Source organism: Pseudomonas sp. NY15435, from assembly GCF_048068295.1.
Lineage (GTDB): Bacteria > Pseudomonadota > Gammaproteobacteria > Pseudomonadales > Pseudomonadaceae > Pseudomonas.
Map to the genome: position 1 here is coordinate 381,403 of NZ_JBLUQA010000006.1, position 15,908 is coordinate 397,310.

The 15,908-nt window shown below is 64.8% G+C and carries 14 protein-coding genes; 8 read left to right on the forward strand and 6 right to left on the reverse strand.

Features of this window, described 5'->3' with window-relative positions; genetic code table 11:
- Positions 1-36: 36 nt before the first annotated feature.
- The 5 genes from ACNFH5_RS17145 (at position 37) to ACNFH5_RS17165 (ending at position 6,612) form a co-directional block, all read left to right on the forward strand.
- Positions 37-1,122 carry a tartrate dehydrogenase gene (locus tag ACNFH5_RS17145; RefSeq protein WP_416747917.1) on the forward strand — a complete coding sequence of 362 codons (1,086 nt, stop codon included), beginning with the start codon at positions 37-39 and terminating at the stop codon, positions 1,120-1,122.
- A 242-nt stretch (positions 1,123-1,364) separates the two neighbouring features.
- Positions 1,365-2,999, forward strand: a complete 1,635-nt coding sequence (locus tag ACNFH5_RS17150) for a BCCT family transporter (protein WP_416747919.1) — start codon at positions 1,365-1,367, stop codon at positions 2,997-2,999.
- Between the two features lie 139 nt (positions 3,000-3,138).
- Complete coding sequence (locus tag ACNFH5_RS17155; protein WP_416747921.1) at positions 3,139-4,260, forward strand: aromatic ring-hydroxylating oxygenase subunit alpha; 1,122 nt, start codon at positions 3,139-3,141, stop codon at positions 4,258-4,260.
- A gap of 147 nt (positions 4,261-4,407) precedes the next feature.
- Positions 4,408-5,367, forward strand: a complete 960-nt coding sequence (locus ACNFH5_RS17160) for a PDR/VanB family oxidoreductase (protein WP_416747923.1) — start codon at positions 4,408-4,410, stop codon at positions 5,365-5,367.
- A 159-nt stretch (positions 5,368-5,526) separates the two neighbouring features.
- Complete coding sequence (locus ACNFH5_RS17165) at positions 5,527-6,612, forward strand: PAS domain-containing protein (protein WP_416747925.1); 1,086 nt, start codon at positions 5,527-5,529, stop codon at positions 6,610-6,612.
- A gap of 1 nt (position 6,613) precedes the next feature.
- Here the strand turns inward: ACNFH5_RS17165 and ACNFH5_RS17170 are convergent, their stop codons facing one another.
- The 4 genes from ACNFH5_RS17170 to glpK all read right to left on the reverse strand — a co-directional run bounded on the left by ACNFH5_RS17170 (position 6,614) and on the right by glpK (position 11,159).
- On the reverse strand, positions 6,614-6,940 hold the full coding sequence (locus ACNFH5_RS17170) for a GlpM family protein (RefSeq protein ID WP_416748090.1): 327 nt from the start codon (positions 6,938-6,940) through the stop codon (positions 6,614-6,616).
- Between the two features lie 105 nt (positions 6,941-7,045).
- Positions 7,046-8,587, reverse strand: coding sequence for a glycerol-3-phosphate dehydrogenase (glpD, locus tag ACNFH5_RS17175; protein ID WP_416747927.1), 1,542 nt, complete (start codon positions 8,585-8,587; stop codon positions 7,046-7,048).
- 144 nt (positions 8,588-8,731) lie between these two features.
- A complete protein-coding gene (locus ACNFH5_RS17180; protein WP_416747929.1) occupies positions 8,732-9,487 on the reverse strand; it encodes a DeoR/GlpR family transcriptional regulator in 756 nt (251 codons plus the stop codon).
- 157 nt (positions 9,488-9,644) lie between these two features.
- Positions 9,645-11,159, reverse strand: coding sequence for a glycerol kinase GlpK (gene glpK, locus ACNFH5_RS17185; protein WP_416748092.1), 1,515 nt, complete (start codon positions 11,157-11,159; stop codon positions 9,645-9,647).
- A 172-nt stretch (positions 11,160-11,331) separates the two neighbouring features.
- On the opposite strand from glpK, the gene ybaK reads away from it, so the two are divergent.
- The 3 genes from ybaK (at position 11,332) to ACNFH5_RS17200 (ending at position 13,722) form a co-directional block, all read left to right on the forward strand.
- Entirely contained in the window at positions 11,332-11,802 is a 471-nt protein-coding gene (ybaK, locus tag ACNFH5_RS17190) for a Cys-tRNA(Pro) deacylase (RefSeq protein WP_416747931.1), read from the forward strand.
- Between the two features lie 93 nt (positions 11,803-11,895).
- Positions 11,896-12,681, forward strand: coding sequence for a PhzF family phenazine biosynthesis protein (locus ACNFH5_RS17195; protein ID WP_416747933.1), 786 nt, complete (start codon positions 11,896-11,898; stop codon positions 12,679-12,681).
- A gap of 96 nt (positions 12,682-12,777) precedes the next feature.
- Entirely contained in the window at positions 12,778-13,722 is a 945-nt protein-coding gene (locus ACNFH5_RS17200) for an electron transfer flavoprotein subunit alpha/FixB family protein (RefSeq protein WP_416747935.1), read from the forward strand.
- On the opposite strand, the gene ACNFH5_RS17205 is transcribed toward ACNFH5_RS17200, so the two are convergent.
- Together ACNFH5_RS17205 and argF are read right to left on the reverse strand one after the other, a co-directional pair.
- The gene (locus ACNFH5_RS17205; protein WP_416747937.1) at positions 13,719-14,780 is read right to left on the reverse strand and encodes an ABC transporter ATP-binding protein; all 1,062 of its coding nucleotides are present in this window, start codon (positions 14,778-14,780) and stop codon (positions 13,719-13,721) included. The genes ACNFH5_RS17200 and ACNFH5_RS17205 overlap by 4 nt on opposite strands.
- Before the next feature lie 17 nt (positions 14,781-14,797).
- Complete coding sequence (gene argF, locus ACNFH5_RS17210) at positions 14,798-15,715, reverse strand: ornithine carbamoyltransferase (protein ID WP_416747939.1); 918 nt, start codon at positions 15,713-15,715, stop codon at positions 14,798-14,800.
- Between the last annotated feature and the right edge of the window lie 193 nt (positions 15,716-15,908).

Genomic DNA, 15,908 nt, shown 5'->3' on the forward strand with positions numbered 1-15,908 from the left:
CGCGCTGCTTCTTTCTTCTGACCTGCGAGGTGCCCCATGAGCAAGACCTACAGAATCGCCGCCATTGCCGGAGACGGTATCGGCCAGGAAGTCCTCCCCGAAGGTTTGCGCGTCGTCCAGGCGGCCGCGCGCAAACATGGCCTGGCGCTGGAGTTCGAGCATTTCGAATGGGCCAGCTGCGACTATTACCTGGAGCACGGCAAGATGATGCCGGACGACTGGTTCGAGCAACTCAAGGGCTTCGACGCGCTGTTCTTTGGCGCGGTCGGTTGGCCGGACAAGGTGCCGGACCACATTTCCCTCTGGGGCTCGCTGCTCAAGTTCCGCCGCGACTTCGACCAGTACGTGAACATTCGCCCGGTGCGCCTGTTCCCCGGCGTGCCCTGCCCGTTGGCCGGGAAGAAGCCCGGCGACATCGATTTCGTGGTGATTCGCGAGAACACCGAGGGCGAGTATTCGTCCCTGGGCGGCCGCATGTTCGAGGGTACCGAGAACGAGTTCGTCCTGCAGGAATCGGTGTTCACCCGCCGCGGCGTCGATCGCATTCTGAAGTACGCGTTCGACCTGGCGCAGACCCGTGAGCGCAAGCGCCTGACGTCTGCCACCAAGTCCAACGGCATGGCGGTGAGCATGCCGTACTGGGACGAGCGCACCGCCGCCATGGCCGCCAACTATCCGGATATCACTTGGGACAAGCAGCACATCGATATCCTCTGCGCCCGCTTCGTTCTCCAGCCGGAACGCTTCGATGTGGTGGTGGCCTCCAACCTGTTTGGCGACATCCTCTCCGACCTCGGCCCGGCCTGCGCGGGCACCATCGGTATCGCCCCCTCGGCCAACCTCAACCCCGAACGCAAATTCCCTTCGCTGTTCGAACCGGTGCATGGCTCGGCGCCGGACATCTTCGGCCAGAACATCGCCAACCCTATCGCCATGATCTGGTCCGGCGCTCTGATGCTCGACTTCGTCGGTCAGGGTGATGCGCGCTACCGCGCCGCCCATGACGAGATTCTGGCGGCCATCGAGCAGGTCATCGCCCAGGGGGCGGTCACTCGTGACATGGGGGGGCAGTTGTCGACCCAGGCGGTGGGGGCGGCAATTGCCGAGATCGTTAGCAGATAAATCCTGACTCTGTGGCGATCACGCATGAAATGCCCGTGGCTGTATGGCTGCGGGCATCAAGGGGGAGAGCACGAGGCGATGGAGAGCTCTTGCGCCCTGCGTCGATTCATCGCAGACTGTTAACCAATGGATATTTGTTAACTGATGGTTAATTAAAAGAGAGTCAAACGGCTCGCTGATCCTTCATCCGCTGCCTGCGTCGGATGCGAAACAACAACAAAAAACGTCCCAGGAGACGCCTGATGTCCCCCTTGATGTCCCGCAACAAGAAGAAGGTCGATGTTTTCCTGATTTCCATGAGCCTGGTCGCAGTGCTGCTGACCGTGATCGGGCTGGCTGCGTTTCCGACCCAGGCCGAGCAAGCCGCGAACCAACTGTTCGAAATTGCCACCCGTACCTTCGGCACAGCCGTGCAGCTGCTGATCTTCGGCAGCTCCCTGGCCGTGCTCTACATCGCCTGCAGCAAGTACGGCCACATCCGCTTCGGCAGCGGCAAGCCGGAATACTCAACGGCTACCTGGGTGTTCATGTTCATCTGCGCCGGCATGGGGTCTTCCACGCTCTACTGGGGCGTGATGGAGTGGGCGTACTACTACCAGACGCCAGGCCTGAACATCGCGCCGCAGTCCCGTGAAGCGCTGGAGTACAGCGTCGGCTACTCCTTCTTCCATTGGGGCATCAGCGCCTGGTCGATCTACGCGCTGGCCTCGCTGGCCATGGCCTACCACTTCCACGTGCGCAAGAAGAGCGGCCTGAACCTGGCCTCCATCGTCGAGGCCGTCACCGGCTTCAAGGCCACCGGCCCGGTGGGGCGTGTGGTCGACCTGATCTTCCTGCTGACCATGATGGGCGCGCTCACCGTGTCCCTCGCGCTTACCGCCTCGACCCTGACCCGCGGCCTGTCCGGGTTGGTGGGGACACCGGACACCTTCTTCGTTCAGGTCATGGTGATCGGCGTGATCGCCGTACTGTTCTCCCTGAGCTCCTACATCGGCATCGATGGCGGCCTGCAGAAGCTGAGCAAGATCGTCTGCTACGGCGCGCTGGTGTTCGCCGCAGTGGTGCTGCTGGTCGGCCCGACCCAGTTCACCATCAACAACACCGCCAATGGTTTGGGCCTGATGATCCAGAACTACGTGCACATGAGCCTGTTCACCGACCCGGCTGGCGATGGCGCGTTCACCCGCAACTGGACGGTGTTCTACTGGCTCTGGTGGGTGTCCTACGCGCCCGGCGTGGCGATGTTCGTGACCCGTGTTTCCCGCGGCCGGCAGATCCGTGAAGTGGTGTTCGCCCTGCTGCTGGGCGGCAGCTTCGGTTGCTGGTTCTTCTTCGGTGCGCTGGAGAGCTACAGCATGCACCAGTTCATCACCGGCGCCATCGACGTGCCGAAGATCCTCAGCGAGCAGGGCGGCGAAAGCGCCGTGGAAGCGCTGCTGCTGGGGCTGCCGTGGGGCAAGCTGTTCCTCGCCGTGTACCTGTTCATCATGGCTGTATTCTGCGCCTCGCACATGGACGCCGCTGCCTATGCCGTGGCTGCCACCAGCACTCGCAACCTGCAGGAAGGCGACGATCCGACTCCGACACACCGGCTGTTCTGGGCCATCACCCTGACCCTGGTGCCGCTGGCCATGCTGTTTGCCAAGGCCTCGCTGTCGACCATGAAGACCGCCGTGGTGCTGACCGCGATTCCCTTCACCTTGATCCTGCTGGTGAAGGTCTATGGCTTCTTCAAGTGGATGCTCCACGACTACGGCTCGATGCCGGCCTATCGCATCGAAGAGGAAGCCGCCGCCATGGCGCTGGAGGGACAGCCTCCGCTGGCACCGGCTCCGCAGGACGAGTCCGTCGCCGACAAGGTGGCGCTCGCCCAATGAATCCTGCGTGGCGCCGCCAGCCCGAGGGCGGTGCCACCGGCAGGCTTTTTTTTGCCTGCGCTGTTAACCATCGGGTTGCAGTTAACTAACAAGTAAAGACCGCGCGTTGCGCGAGTCGATGAAAGCCTGGAGATATCTGATGACCGACTTCGAACGCCTGCCCGCCGACTTCTGCCGTGACCATGAGCGCGCCTTCACCATTCCGGCGAACTTCTACACCAGTGACGCCGTGTTCCAGCACGAGAAGGAAAAGATCTTCGCCCACAGCTGGATCTGCCTGGGTCACCGCAGTGAAGTGGCCGAGAAGAATGCCTACATCGTCCGCGAGGTGATCGGCGAGAGCATCATCGTTGTCCGTGGCCGCGACGACGTGCTGCGCGCCTTCTACAACGTCTGCCCACACCGCGGCCACCAATTGCTGGAGGGCACCGGCGGCATTGCCAAGAACGTCATCGCCTGTCCGTACCACGCCTGGACCTTCAAGCTCGATGGCGAGCTGACCCACGTGCGTAACTGCGACCAGGTCGAAGCCTTCGACAAGGGCGACTTCAGCCTGGTGCAGCTCAAGGTCGAGGAGTACGCCGGCTTCATCTTCGTCAACATGGACCCGAACTCCGGCAGCGTCGAAGACCAGTTGCCCGGCCTGCAGGCACGCATGCGCGACGCCTGCGCGGTGATCGATGACCTGCACCTGGCCGCGCGTTTCGTCAGCAGGACCCCGGCCAACTGGAAATCCATCGTCGACAACTACATGGAGTGCTACCACTGCGGCCCGGCGCACCCCAGCTTCGCCGACTCGGTGGACGTCGGCCAGTACGGCCACACCCTGCACGGCAACTGGACGCTGCAGTACGGCATCGCCAAGTCCTCGGAGCAGTCCTTCAAGGTCGACGAGTCGGTGACCGACCCGTCCTTCGCCGGCTTCTGGGCCTGGCCCTGCACCATGTTCAACGTGCCGCCGGGCGCCAACTTCATGACCGTGATCTACGAGTTCCCGGTCGACGCCGAGACCACCCTGCAGCACTACGACATCTACTTCCTCAACAAGGACATCACCGAAGAGCAGCAGAAGCTCATCGACTGGTACCGCGACGTGTTCCGCCCCGAAGACCTGCGCCTGGTGGAGAGCGTGCAGAAGGGCCTCAAATCCCGCGGCTACCGCGGCCAGGGGCGGATCATGGTGGACAAGCAGCGCACCGGCATCAGCGAGCACGGCATTGCCCACTTCCACAACCTGATCGCAGTGTCGCACCTGGACTGAGGCTTCCCGGCCCGCGGGCCGGACCTTGCGTAAAGCCCGCCCCGCGCTGTCTCGGGGCGGCAACCCATAAGAACAGAGCTGCCGTGCCTGAGGGGGCGGCGGAGGCGGGTGGCGAAAGCCCCCGCGAGATTGCAGTTGAGGTGAACCATGGCCAATTCCTACGAGATGTTCAGCGTGCGCGTGACTGCCGTGGAGCAGGCGACCCCGCAGATCAAGCGCTTCACCCTGGCGCGCACCGATGGCCAGCCAATGCCGGCCTTCACCGGCGGCAGCCATGTGATCGTGAAGATGGCCGGCGGCCTGAGCAATGCCTACTCGCTGATGAGCGATCCGCGCGACCTTGGCCACTACCAGATCGGCGTGCGCCTGGAAGAACAGTCCAAGGGCGGCTCGGCCTTCATGCACCAGCAGGTGGAAGTCGGCAGCGAGCTGACCATCTCCACCCCGAACAACCTGTTCGAGCTCGACCCCACGGCCGGGCGCCACGTACTGATCGCTGGCGGCATTGGCATCACGCCGTTTCTTTCCCAGTTGCATGAGCTGGAAGGTGGCACCGTTCCGTACGAACTGCACTATGCCTTCCGCAGCCCGGAGCATGGTGCGTTCCGGAGCGAGCTGGCGGGCAGCCCGCATGCCGCCAATGTGCGTTTCTACGTGGACAGCGAAGAGCGCCGGCTCGATCTCTCCGTGTTGCTCGGGTCGCTGGCGGCGAATGATCACGTCTATGTCTGCGGGCCGAAACCGCTCATCGATGCGGTGATCGAGGGTGCGAAGAAAGCCGGCATTGCCGACGCCCGTGTGCATTTCGAACAGTTCGCCGCCGCTCCCGCCAGCGGCGGCGCCTTTACCCTGGTACTGGGCCGTTCCGGTCGCGAACTGCGTGTAGAGGAGGGCATGACCATCATCCAGGCCATCGAGAACGTGAAGGCCGCCCAGGTGGATTGCCTGTGCCGCGAAGGTGTCTGCGGCACCTGCGAGACGCGCATCCTTGAAGGTGAGGTCGAGCATTTCGACCAGTACCTCTCCGACGAGGAAAAAGCGTCGCAGCAAACCCTGATGCTCTGCGTCTCCCGCGCCCGCGGGGAGCGGCTGGTGATCGACCTGTAACTTCCTGGCCTTGATGTAGGAGCGAGCTTGCTCGCGAACCCACTGCGTAGTCGGGTTTGTTCGCGAGCAAGCTCGCTCCTACAGGTCCAGTGCTGTCATCCATCGGTTTACAGCTGTGTATACTGCGGCCCTTGATCACCTCCAGGGACCGCGCCACCGATGATGGAAAACAGCTTCGCCTTCCGTCTCAAGGAACTGCTCGAACTCCACAAGCTGACGCTGCAGACAGTGGGCACGGCGCTGGGGATCTCGCGCACGGCGGTGCACAAGTGGACCAAGGGCGGCGAGATCGACTACGACAATCTGCGCAAGCTGGCGGACTTCCTCAAGGTCAACTGGCTGTGGCTGCGTTACGGTGAGGAAGCCCTGCGCAGCGTGCAGGACGCCGAACCCGTCGAGCTGCCGATGACCGACCTGCGCCGGCGCTACACCGCCGAGATCATGGAGAGCGAGACGCGCATGAAACTGGCCCAGGAGGGCGCGCGGATCGTCACCTGGGAATGGAACCTGATCAGCGACGAGGTGACCTACTCACCCAACGTCGAGGCAGTCTACGGCTGGCACGTCAGCTCGAATCACGAGTTCTGGAGTCACCTGCCGGCCGAGGACGTGACAGCGGTGCAGGCGATGTACGATCGCGCCGCGGCCGAGGGCAAAGGCTGCGAGTGCGACTTCCGCATCGTCCAGCCCGACGGCAGCCTGCGCTGGATCGCCTCGCGCGCCACGGTGGTCAACGACGCCGTTGGCCGACCGCTGAAAATGGTGGGCATCAGCATGGACAACACCGAGCGCATGGCCACCGAGGAGCAGCTGCGCAACAGCGAGGAGCGCTTCCGCGCCATCTTCGAGCTGACCTGGGGCGCGCTGGCCTACATCGGCCTGGACGGCAGCTGGCAGCGCGTCAACGGCAGCCTCTGCGAACTGCTGGGATACCGCGCCGAAGAGCTCTACGCCATGACCTTCCAGGCGATCACCCATCCCGACGACCTGGCGACCAACCTCGAACTGCTGCGTCAACTGCTGGCCGGGCACTTTGACCGCTACGTGGTGGAGAAGCGCCTGCGCCGCCGCGACGGCGAGTACGTCTGGGTGCGGGTGCGCACCTCGCTGCAGCGCCATCGCCAGGACGGCCTGCCTGATCACCTGATCAGCGTCTTCGAGGACATCCGCGCCGAACGCGCCGAGCGCGAGCGCCTGCAGGCGCGCATTGCCGAGCTGGAGGTTCAGCTGGCGGCGCGCGGCTGACTCAGTGCAGGCGCACCCAGATGAATACCAGCAGCGAAGCTGCCACCAGCCAGGCCAGCGCGGCCATCGCCAGCGACAGTTCCAGGCGCATGCGGTCCACCATCAGGTAGAGCGCGGCGAGGTAGACGAAGTAGGGAATGATCGACCACATACCGAACAGGATGGTGGTCTTCAAGTCGTCCAGCGAACGGCTCTTGCCGACGATGTAGTGGGCGATCAGGGCGAAGGTGGGGAACAGCGGCACCAGGCCGGCGATGTAGTAATTGCGCGTCTTCGACAGCGCGGCGAGGATCAGCACCACGCCGGCGCCGATGGTTGCCTTGAGGATCAGGTCCACGTCGTTCTCTAGCTGGCGACGCCACCGGGGCGTTGGCGTCGGGGGGATTACTCGGTGGATTATCCGCGAGACTGGCTGCCCACTCCAATTCGACGTTCAGGCGACCTGTGTACTCGGTTCCAGCGGGCTTTCGCTGCGCAGGAACTGCTCCAGGCGCTCCCGCTGCCGGGCGTTGAGGAACAGGCCGAGCTTGGTGCGGCGCCAGAGAATGTCGTCGGCGTCGCGCGCCCATTCCTCGCGCACCAGGTATTCCACTTCCCGCGTATAGAGGCCGGCGCCCAGGTGTTCGCCCAGTTCGCTGAGGTTGTGTGCACCGTCCAGCAGTTTCCAGATGCGGCTGCCGTAGGTGCTGGCCCAGCGCCGGGCGAGGGCGGGGTCGAGCTGGCGCAGGCGTTCCATGAGCTGGATGGCCAGGTCTTCCACGGTGGTCATGGCTTCGCCGCCGGGCAGCGGGGCGTTGGCGGTCCAGCTCGCTTTCATCACGCCGGCAAAGTGCCGCGCCAGTTGATCCAGTGCGGCTTCGGCGAGCTTGCGGTAGGTCGTCAACTTGCCGCCGAACACCGAAAGCAGCGGCGCCTCGCCAGGGGTGTTGTCCAGCGCCAGGGTGTAGTCGCGGGTGACGGCGGATGGGTCGTCGGACTCGTCGTCGCACAGCGGGCGCACGCCGGAGAAGCTGCGCAGGATGTCCTGGCGGCTCAACTGACGCTTGAAGTGGGCGTTGACCACATTGAGCAGGTAGTCAGTCTCTTCTTCGCTGATGCTGATCTGCGCCGGATCGCCCTTATATTCGCGGTCGGTGGTGCCGATCAGGGTGAACTGGCGCAGATACGGAATGGCGAAGACGATGCGCCGATCCTCGTTCTGCAGGATGTAAGCGTGCTCGCCGTCGTACAGGCGCGGCACGATCAGGTGGCTGCCCTGGATCAGGCGGATGCCGTAGGGCGGTTTCTGCCGCAGCTCCTCACGCAGGAAACGGTCGACCCAGGGACCGGCGGCGTTCACCAGCGCGCGGGCGCGGATCGAGTAGAGGCTGCCGTCGTGGCGTTCCAGGTGCAGGTGCCACAGGCCCTTGCTACGCCGGGCGCTGACGCAACGGGTGCGCGGGTGAATATGGGCGCCGTTCTCGCGGGCGGCCATGGCGTTGAGCACTACCAGGCGGGCGTCGTCCACGGAGCAGTCGGAATACTCGAAACCACGGGTGATCTCGGTCTTCAGCGGGCTGTCGATACCGAAGCGCAGGCCACGGGAGGCCGGCAGTTTTTCGCGTTTGCCCAGGTGATCGTAGAGGAACAGGCCGGCGCGGATCATCCAGGCCGGGCGCAGGTGCGGGCGGTGCGGCAGCACGAAGCGCAGTGGATGGACGATGTGCGGGGCCTTGGCCAGCAGCACCTCGCGTTCGGCGAGGGCTTCGCGGACCAGGCGGAATTCGTAATGCTCGAGGTAGCGCAGGCCGCCGTGGATCAGTTTGCTGCTGGCGGAGGAGGTGTGGCTGGCGAGGTCGTGCTGTTCGCAAAGGAACACCGACAGCCCGCGCCCGGCGGCATCCGCCGCGATCCCAGCACCATTGATGCCGCCACCGACGACGGCCAGGTCATAGACTTCGGCCAGGGGCGCGTGGCGCTTGCTGGTTGGGTGCATGGAGACCGCCTTGGGGATTGAAAGTGAATCTTTTGATGTTCGTTTTCGAAAATATCCTAGTTCAGTGAACGGAATATGACCAGCCTTCGGCGCGAATTCGCGCAGGCATTCGTCTGAATGTTCGAAAATGAATGGGCGAGGGGCTCAGACCAGGTCGAGCTGGACCTTGTGCTGGTGCAGCAGGCGCGCCACGGCGGCGGGCGGCGGGCTGTCGGTGAACACCCGGCTGACCAGGGAGATCGGCCCCAGGCGCACCATGGCGTTGCGCCCGAACTTGCTGGAGTCGGCGGCAAGGAACACCTGCCGCGCGTTGTCGATGATGGCGCGGGAGACACGCACTTCCTGATAGTCGAAGTCCAGCAGGCTGCCGTCCTCGTCGATGCCGCTGATACCCACCACGGCGAAATCGACGCGGAACTGCTCGATGAAGTCCACCGCCGCCTGCCCGACTACGCCGCCGTCGCCGCGCACGGTGCCACCGGCGATCAGCACTTCGAAGTCGTCCTTGCCGGCGAGGATGCTGGCAACGTGCAGGTTGTTGGTGATGACCTTGAGGTTCTGGTGGCCGAGCAGGGCGCGGGCGATGGCTTCGGTGGTGGTGCCGATGTTGATGAACAGCGAGGCGTTGTCCGGGATGTGCGCGGCGATGGCCTCGGCGATGCGCTGCTTCTCATCGCGCATCTGGTCGGCGCGGGTGTTGTAGGCGGTGTTCTCGATGCTCGAATCCCAGGCTGCCCCGCCGTGGTAGCGGCGCAGCAGGTTCTGTTCGGCGAGCTGGTTGATGTCGCGGCGGATGGTCTGCGGGGTCACGGCGAACTGCTGGGCGAGCTCCTCGATGCTCAGGTAGCCGCGTTCACGGACCAGGTCGAGGATGCTTTGCTGGCGGGGGGGCAGGTTCATTCGCTGTGCTCGTGAGGACGGGCCGAAGGGGCAAGGATGCCGGAGTGGGCAGGGTATGTCATGAACTTGTAGGAGCGAGCTCGCTCGCGAACCCCGCTTGGCACCTTGGCATCAGGCGGTTCGCGAGCAAGCTCGCTCCTACAAAGAACCTGTCGCGTCAGTCGTCGGCGGCCCAGTCGCGAGTGCGCTCCACGGCCTTCTTCCAGCCCTTGTACAAGCGCGCGCGCTCGGCCTCGTCACAGGCCGGCTGGAACACCCGCTCGATCACCGCTTTGTTCTTCAGCTCGTCCAGGCCGCCCCAGAAACCGCAGGCCAGCCCCGCCAGCACGGCCGCGCCGAGGGCAGTGGTCTCGCGCATCTGCGGGCGCTCCACCGCAGTGCCAAGGATGTCTGCCTGGAACTGCATGAGGAAGTTGTTGGCCACCGCGCCGCCGTCCACGCGCAGGGCGCGCAGTGGCTCGCCGGCATCCTGCTGCATGGCGTCGAGCACGTCGCGGGTCTGGTAGGCGATGGATTCCAGGGTGGCGCGGATCAGGTGATCGGCCTTCACCCCACGGGTCAGGCCGAACAGTGCGCCGCGGGCATACGGGTCCCAGTAGGGCGCGCCGAGGCCGGTGAAGGCGGGGACCAGGTAGACGCCGTTGCTGTCCTTCACCTTGGTGGCGAAGTACTCGGAGTCGTGGGCGTCGTTGATCACCTTCAACTCATCGCGCAGCCACTGTACGGTGGAGCCGCCATTGAACACCGCGCCTTCCAGCGCATAGGCCACTTCGCCGCGCGGGCCGCAGGCGATGGTGGTGAGCAGGCCGTGGGTGGACTTCACCGCCTTGGCGCCGGTGTTCATCAGCAGGAAGCAGCCGGTGCCATAGGTGTTCTTCGCCTGGCCCGGCTCCACGCACATCTGGCCGAACAGCGCGGCCTGCTGGTCGCCGGCGATCCCGGCGATGGGCGTACGGTGCACGCCGAGACCGCCGACCTTCGCGTGGCCATAGATTTCGGAAGACCCGCGTACCTGCGGCAGCATGGCGCGCGGCACATCCAGCGCGGTGAGCAGGCGCTCGTCCCAGTCGCACTTGTGGATATCGAACATCAGGGTACGCGAGGCGTTGGTGTAGTCGGTGACGTGTACCTCGCCCTCGGTAAGCTTCCAGATCAGCCAGGTGTCGACCGTGCCGAACAGCAGCTCGCCGCGCTGGGCGCGTTCGCGGGCACCTTCGACGTTATCGAGGATCCACTTCAGCTTGGTGCCGGAGAAGTACGGATCGATGACCAGCCCGGTGGTGTCGCGGATGTGCTGTTCCAGGCCGTCGCGCTTGAGCTGCTCGCAGATAGCCGCGCTGCGCCGGCACTGCCAGACGATGGCGTTGTGAATCGGTCGGCCGGTGGCCTTGTCCCATACCAGGGTGGTTTCGCGCTGGTTGGTAATGCCGATGGCAGCCACTTCGGCGACGCTGATATTGGCCTGGGCCAGCGCCTCGACGAGGGTCGAGCTCTGGGTTGCCCAGATTTCCATCGGGTCATGTTCGACCCAGCCCGGCTGCGGGTAGATTTGCGCGAACTCGCGCTGGGCCGTGCTGACCACGTTGGCGTCGTGGTCGAAGATGATGGCGCGCGAGCTGGTGGTGCCCTGATCGAGGGCGACGATGTATTTCTTGTTCTTCAGGTCGGTCATGCGGGCGGCCTTGTGCGGATTCCGTTCGGCAGTCCCGGCCACGCGGGCCGGAAGGTGAATGGCGCAGACCATACGGGATTCGTCCGTGTCGGTGAAGCGAACACCGTGCAGTGCAGCACGCCTTGGCATACTGTTATGCGCTGGAAAGCCGCTTGCGAGAAGCCCGCCGATCATGACCCCCGCTATCGACCTGCTGAAGAAGAACCGCGCCGAACACCATGTGCTGAGCTACGAGCACGACCCCAAGGCGCCGTCCTACGGCCTGGAGGCCGCCGAGAAGCTCAACCTCGACCCGGCGCGCGTATTCAAGACTCTGCTGGCAGCGAGCGAGAAGGGCGAGTTGCTGGTGGCGGTGGTGCCGGTGGCAGGCACGCTGGACCTCAAGGCGCTGGCTCATGCGGCAGGCGTGAAGAAGGCCGACATGGCCGACCCCACTGCGGCGCAGCGCGCCACCGGTTACCTGGTCGGCGGCATCAGCCCGTTGGGGCAGAAGAAGCGCCTGCGTACCTTCATCGATGAATCCGCCCAGGGCTTCCCGACTATCCACGTCAGCGCCGGGCGCCGTGGGCTGGAAGTGGAGCTGAGCGCCGAGACGCTGGCCGGGCTGACTTCGGCAAAGTTTGCGCCCATCGGGCGTAGCTGACCGGTCGAAAGCGAAGACTGTTCGGTCCATTCTGTACGGTTCGCCGCCCGTCGGCTTCTGTCATGCTCGGCCATCACTTACAAGGAGATCGCCATGCTGCTCGACTTCCATCAGGTGGACGCCTTCACCGACCGTCCCTTCGCCGGCAACCCGGCCATGGTCTACCGCCTCGACGGCTGGCTGAGCGACGAACTGATGCAGAAGATCGCCGCCGAGCACAACTTGTCGGAGACCGCTTTCCTGGTGCGCGAATCCGAAGGCTGGCGTATCCGCTGGTTCACCCCGACCGCCGAAGTGCCGCTGTGCGGCCACGCGACCCTGGCCAGCGCCCATGTGCTGTTCGAGGTGTTCGATGAGCCGGGCGAGGTGCTGGAGCTGAATTCCCTGTCCGGACCGCTGCGCGTTACCCGTGAGGATGGTCGGTTGGCGCTGAACTTCCCGGCGCAGCCGCCGAGCGAAACCGGCACCACCGTGGAGCTGGCCAGCGCACTGGGCGTGGATGTGGTGGATGCCCTGAGCAACGCCTCGCATCTATTGGCGTTGCTGGAGTCCGAGCAGGCCGTGCGTGAGTGCAAGCCCGACTTCGCCGCTCTGGCGCGCCTGCCTTACCTGGGCGTGATCGTCACCGCGCGCAGTGATGACTATGACTTTGTTTCGCGCTTCTTCGCCCCGGCCATTGGTCTCAATGAAGATCCGGTGACCGGCGCTGCCCACTGCAGCCTGATTCCCTACTGGTCGGGTCGCCTGAACAAGCTGCAGATGCGCGCATTCCAGTGCTCCGAGCGGGGCGGCGAGCTTTGGTGCCGCCTGGAAGGCGACCGAGTGAGCATCGCCGGCTACGCGCGCCTGGTGGCCAGCGGTCGTCTGCTGGTTGTTTGATCTGTGACCGGGGGGGCTTCCCGCTCCCTGGCGTAGGCTGGCCTTCACTGAATACCGTGCCCCTCTGGCGCGGTTCGCAGATTCGGAGGCAGGCCCGTGGCCATTCTGCTCATCGCTGACTATCACCGCACCGACGGCTCCGCCGTTCTGGCTCCCGCGACCCTGAGCGCGCTGACTGCCGCCCGGCAGATCGGCGGCGAGGTGCATCTGCTGCTGGCCGGTAGCGTCCTCGACGAACTGGCCGCGCGTGTCCGTGCCATTGATGGCGTTGACCGCGTGCTGCTGGCGGACGATCCCGCCTACGACCATCTGCTGGCGGAAAGCCTGTCAGCGCTGGTGGTGCAGCTTGCGCCGCGCTACAGCCATATCCTCGCGCCGGCCACCGCGGTGGGGCGCGATTGCCTGCCGCGGATTGCCGCTCTGCTGGATGTGGACGCGGTATCCGACGTCATCGCTGTCCTCGACCACCAGACTTTCCAGCGCCCGATCTACGCCGGCAACGCCATCGCCACCGTGCGCTGCGAGGCGGCGGTGAGCGTGCTGGGCATTCGTCCCACTGCATTCGATCCGGTTGCCCTTGGCGGCGGCAACGCCGAACTGGAACGCATCGGCGGTCCGGGCGATCTCGGTCTGGCGCAGTGGCAGGGCGAGGAGCATCCGGACTTCGAGCGCCCCGCGCTGGAGTCGGCGAAAGTCATAGTGGCCGGTGGGCGTGGTCTGCAAACCGAAGAAGGTTTCGCTGCGCTCTATCCGTTGGCGGATCGTTTGCACGGTGCCGTCGGCGCTTCGCTGGCGGCGGTGGACGCGGGCTTCGCGCCGGCAGAATTGCAGATCGGCCAGTCCGGGCGCATCGTTGCGCCGGAGTTGTATCTGGCCGTAGGCATTTCCGGCGCGGTGCAGCACGTGGCGGGCATGAAGGACGCCAAGGTGATCGCCGCGATCAACCTCGACCCGGACGCGCCGATCTTCGAGATTGCCGACTACGGTTTGCAGGGCGACCTGTTCGAGTTGCTGCCCGAACTTGAGAAGGCGCTCGCCTAGAGCGCCACACTGCCCTGGGCCGGGAACAGTACCAGGTGCTCGGCGGCGACGCCGATACCGACCTCATCGCCCGGCTGGTGGTCGGCGTGGCTGGGGAAGAGCGATTCGAGCTGAGTGCCGGTGGGCAGTTGCAGACGATAGAGCGTCGCCGCGCCGAGGAAGGACTTGCCGACAATCCGTGCCTTCAGTGCGCCATCGGCAGCCGGCACCAGGTCGTCAGGGCGCAGCAGTACATCCACCGCACTGCCATCCGGCAGGCTGTAGGCGCGGTTGCCGCGTAGCAGGCCCAACTCGGTCTGCACCGCATCGTTGCCGTGCATCTGTCCGCGAATGAAATAACCCTGGCCGACGAAGCTGGCAACGAAGGGCGTCTGCGGCTCGTGGTAGAGGTTGAACGGGGTGTCCCACTGTTCCAGCAGGCCGTTGCGGAACACGCCAACGTGATCGCTGACGGCGAAGGCTTCTTCCTGGTCATGGGTGACCAGGATCGCGCTGGTGCCGCGCGCCTTGAGGATGTCACGGACCTCGTGGCTGAGCTGGCGGCGCAACTCCACGTCGAGGTTGGAGAAGGGTTCGTCGAGCAGCAGCAGTTGCGGCTGCGGCGCCAGCGCGCGGGCCAGTGCCACACGCTGTTGCTGGCCGCCGGAAAGTTCGTGAGGGAAGCGCAGGCCGAGGCCGTCGAGCTTCACCAGTTCCAGCAACTCGCCGACGATGCGCTCGCGCTCGGGGTGCTTGCGGATGCCGAAGGCGATGTTGTCCGCCACCGACAGGTGCGGGAACAGTGCGTAGTCCTGGAACACCATGCCGATCCGGCGCTTCTCCGGCGACAGGGTGAAGCCGGGGCGGGAAATCACCTCGCCGCCCAGTTCGATGCGCCCGCTCTGTACTGGCTCGAAACCGGCGATGGCGCGCAGGGTCGTGGTCTTGCCGCAGCCCGAGGGGCCGAGCAGGCAGCCGATGTCGCCGGCGTTCAGGTGCAGGCTGACGCCTTGCACCACACGCTGCTGTTCATAGCCACAGGAAAGATCGTCGAGGTTGAGCAGCAGCGTTTGGGTCATCGGACTCGAAGTGGGGCTTAAGCGTAGTGCGCGTGCTCGACCAGCAGTTCGAGCAGGGCTTTCTGGGCGTGGAGACGGTTTTCCGCCTGGTCCCAGGCCACGGAGCGCGCGTCGTCCAGCAGGTCTTCGCTGATCTCTTCGCCACGGTGGGCCGGCAGGCAGTGCATGAATAGTACATCCGCCGCCGCGCCGTCGAGCAGCTCACGTGTTACCTGATATGGCTGGAACAGGCGCAGGCGCGCGGCCGCTTCGTCTTCCTGGCCCATCGAGGCCCAGACGTCGGTGCTCACCAGGTGTGCGCCGGCTACCGCCTCACGCGGGTCACGGAAGATCTTCACGCGCTCGCCGGCCAGTTCCATCAGGGCGGCGTTCGGCTCGTAGCCTTCCGGGCAGGCCACGTTCAGTTGGAAGTCGAAGCGGATGGCTGCCTCGATGTAGCTGTTGCACATGTTGTTGCCGTCGCCGATCCAGGCCACGGTCTTGCCGGCGATGCTGCCACGGTGCTCATGGAAGGTCTGCATGTCGGCCAGCAACTGGCAGGGGTGCAGGTCGTCCGACAGGCCGTTGATCACTGGCACGCGGGAGTTCTCGGCAAACTCGATCAGGTTGCTGTGGGCGAAGGTGCGGATCATCACCGCATCGACCATCCGCGACATCACCCGTGCGGCATCGGCGATCGGCTCGCCGCGGCCCAGCTGGGTGTCGCGCGGGGAGAGGAAGATGGCCTGGCCGCCGAGCTGGATCATGCCGGCTTCGAAGGAAATCCGCGTCCGCGTCGAGGCTTTCTCGAAAATCATGCCCAGCACGCGGTTCTTCAGCGGTTCGTAGAGCACACCTCGGTCTCGCAAGTCCTTCAGCTCGGTGGCGCGGCGGATCAGACCGAGCAGTTCTTCGGTCGTGTAATCCAGCATCGAGAGGAAGTGACGTGCGCTCATGGTTCGTACCTACTACTTATTCTCAGAATCAGGCCGAGGTACCGACCGGCTTTCGTGAGAAAAAACGGGCTGAACCTGCGGCGGGACCGCATGGAGCGGAAAATGGAGGAAGGCGCGATCCTATAAGGAAATGACGGATCTACGCAAGTTTCGCCCGGAAGGCCCGTCGGGCGGGGTTTCTCCATGGTCGTTC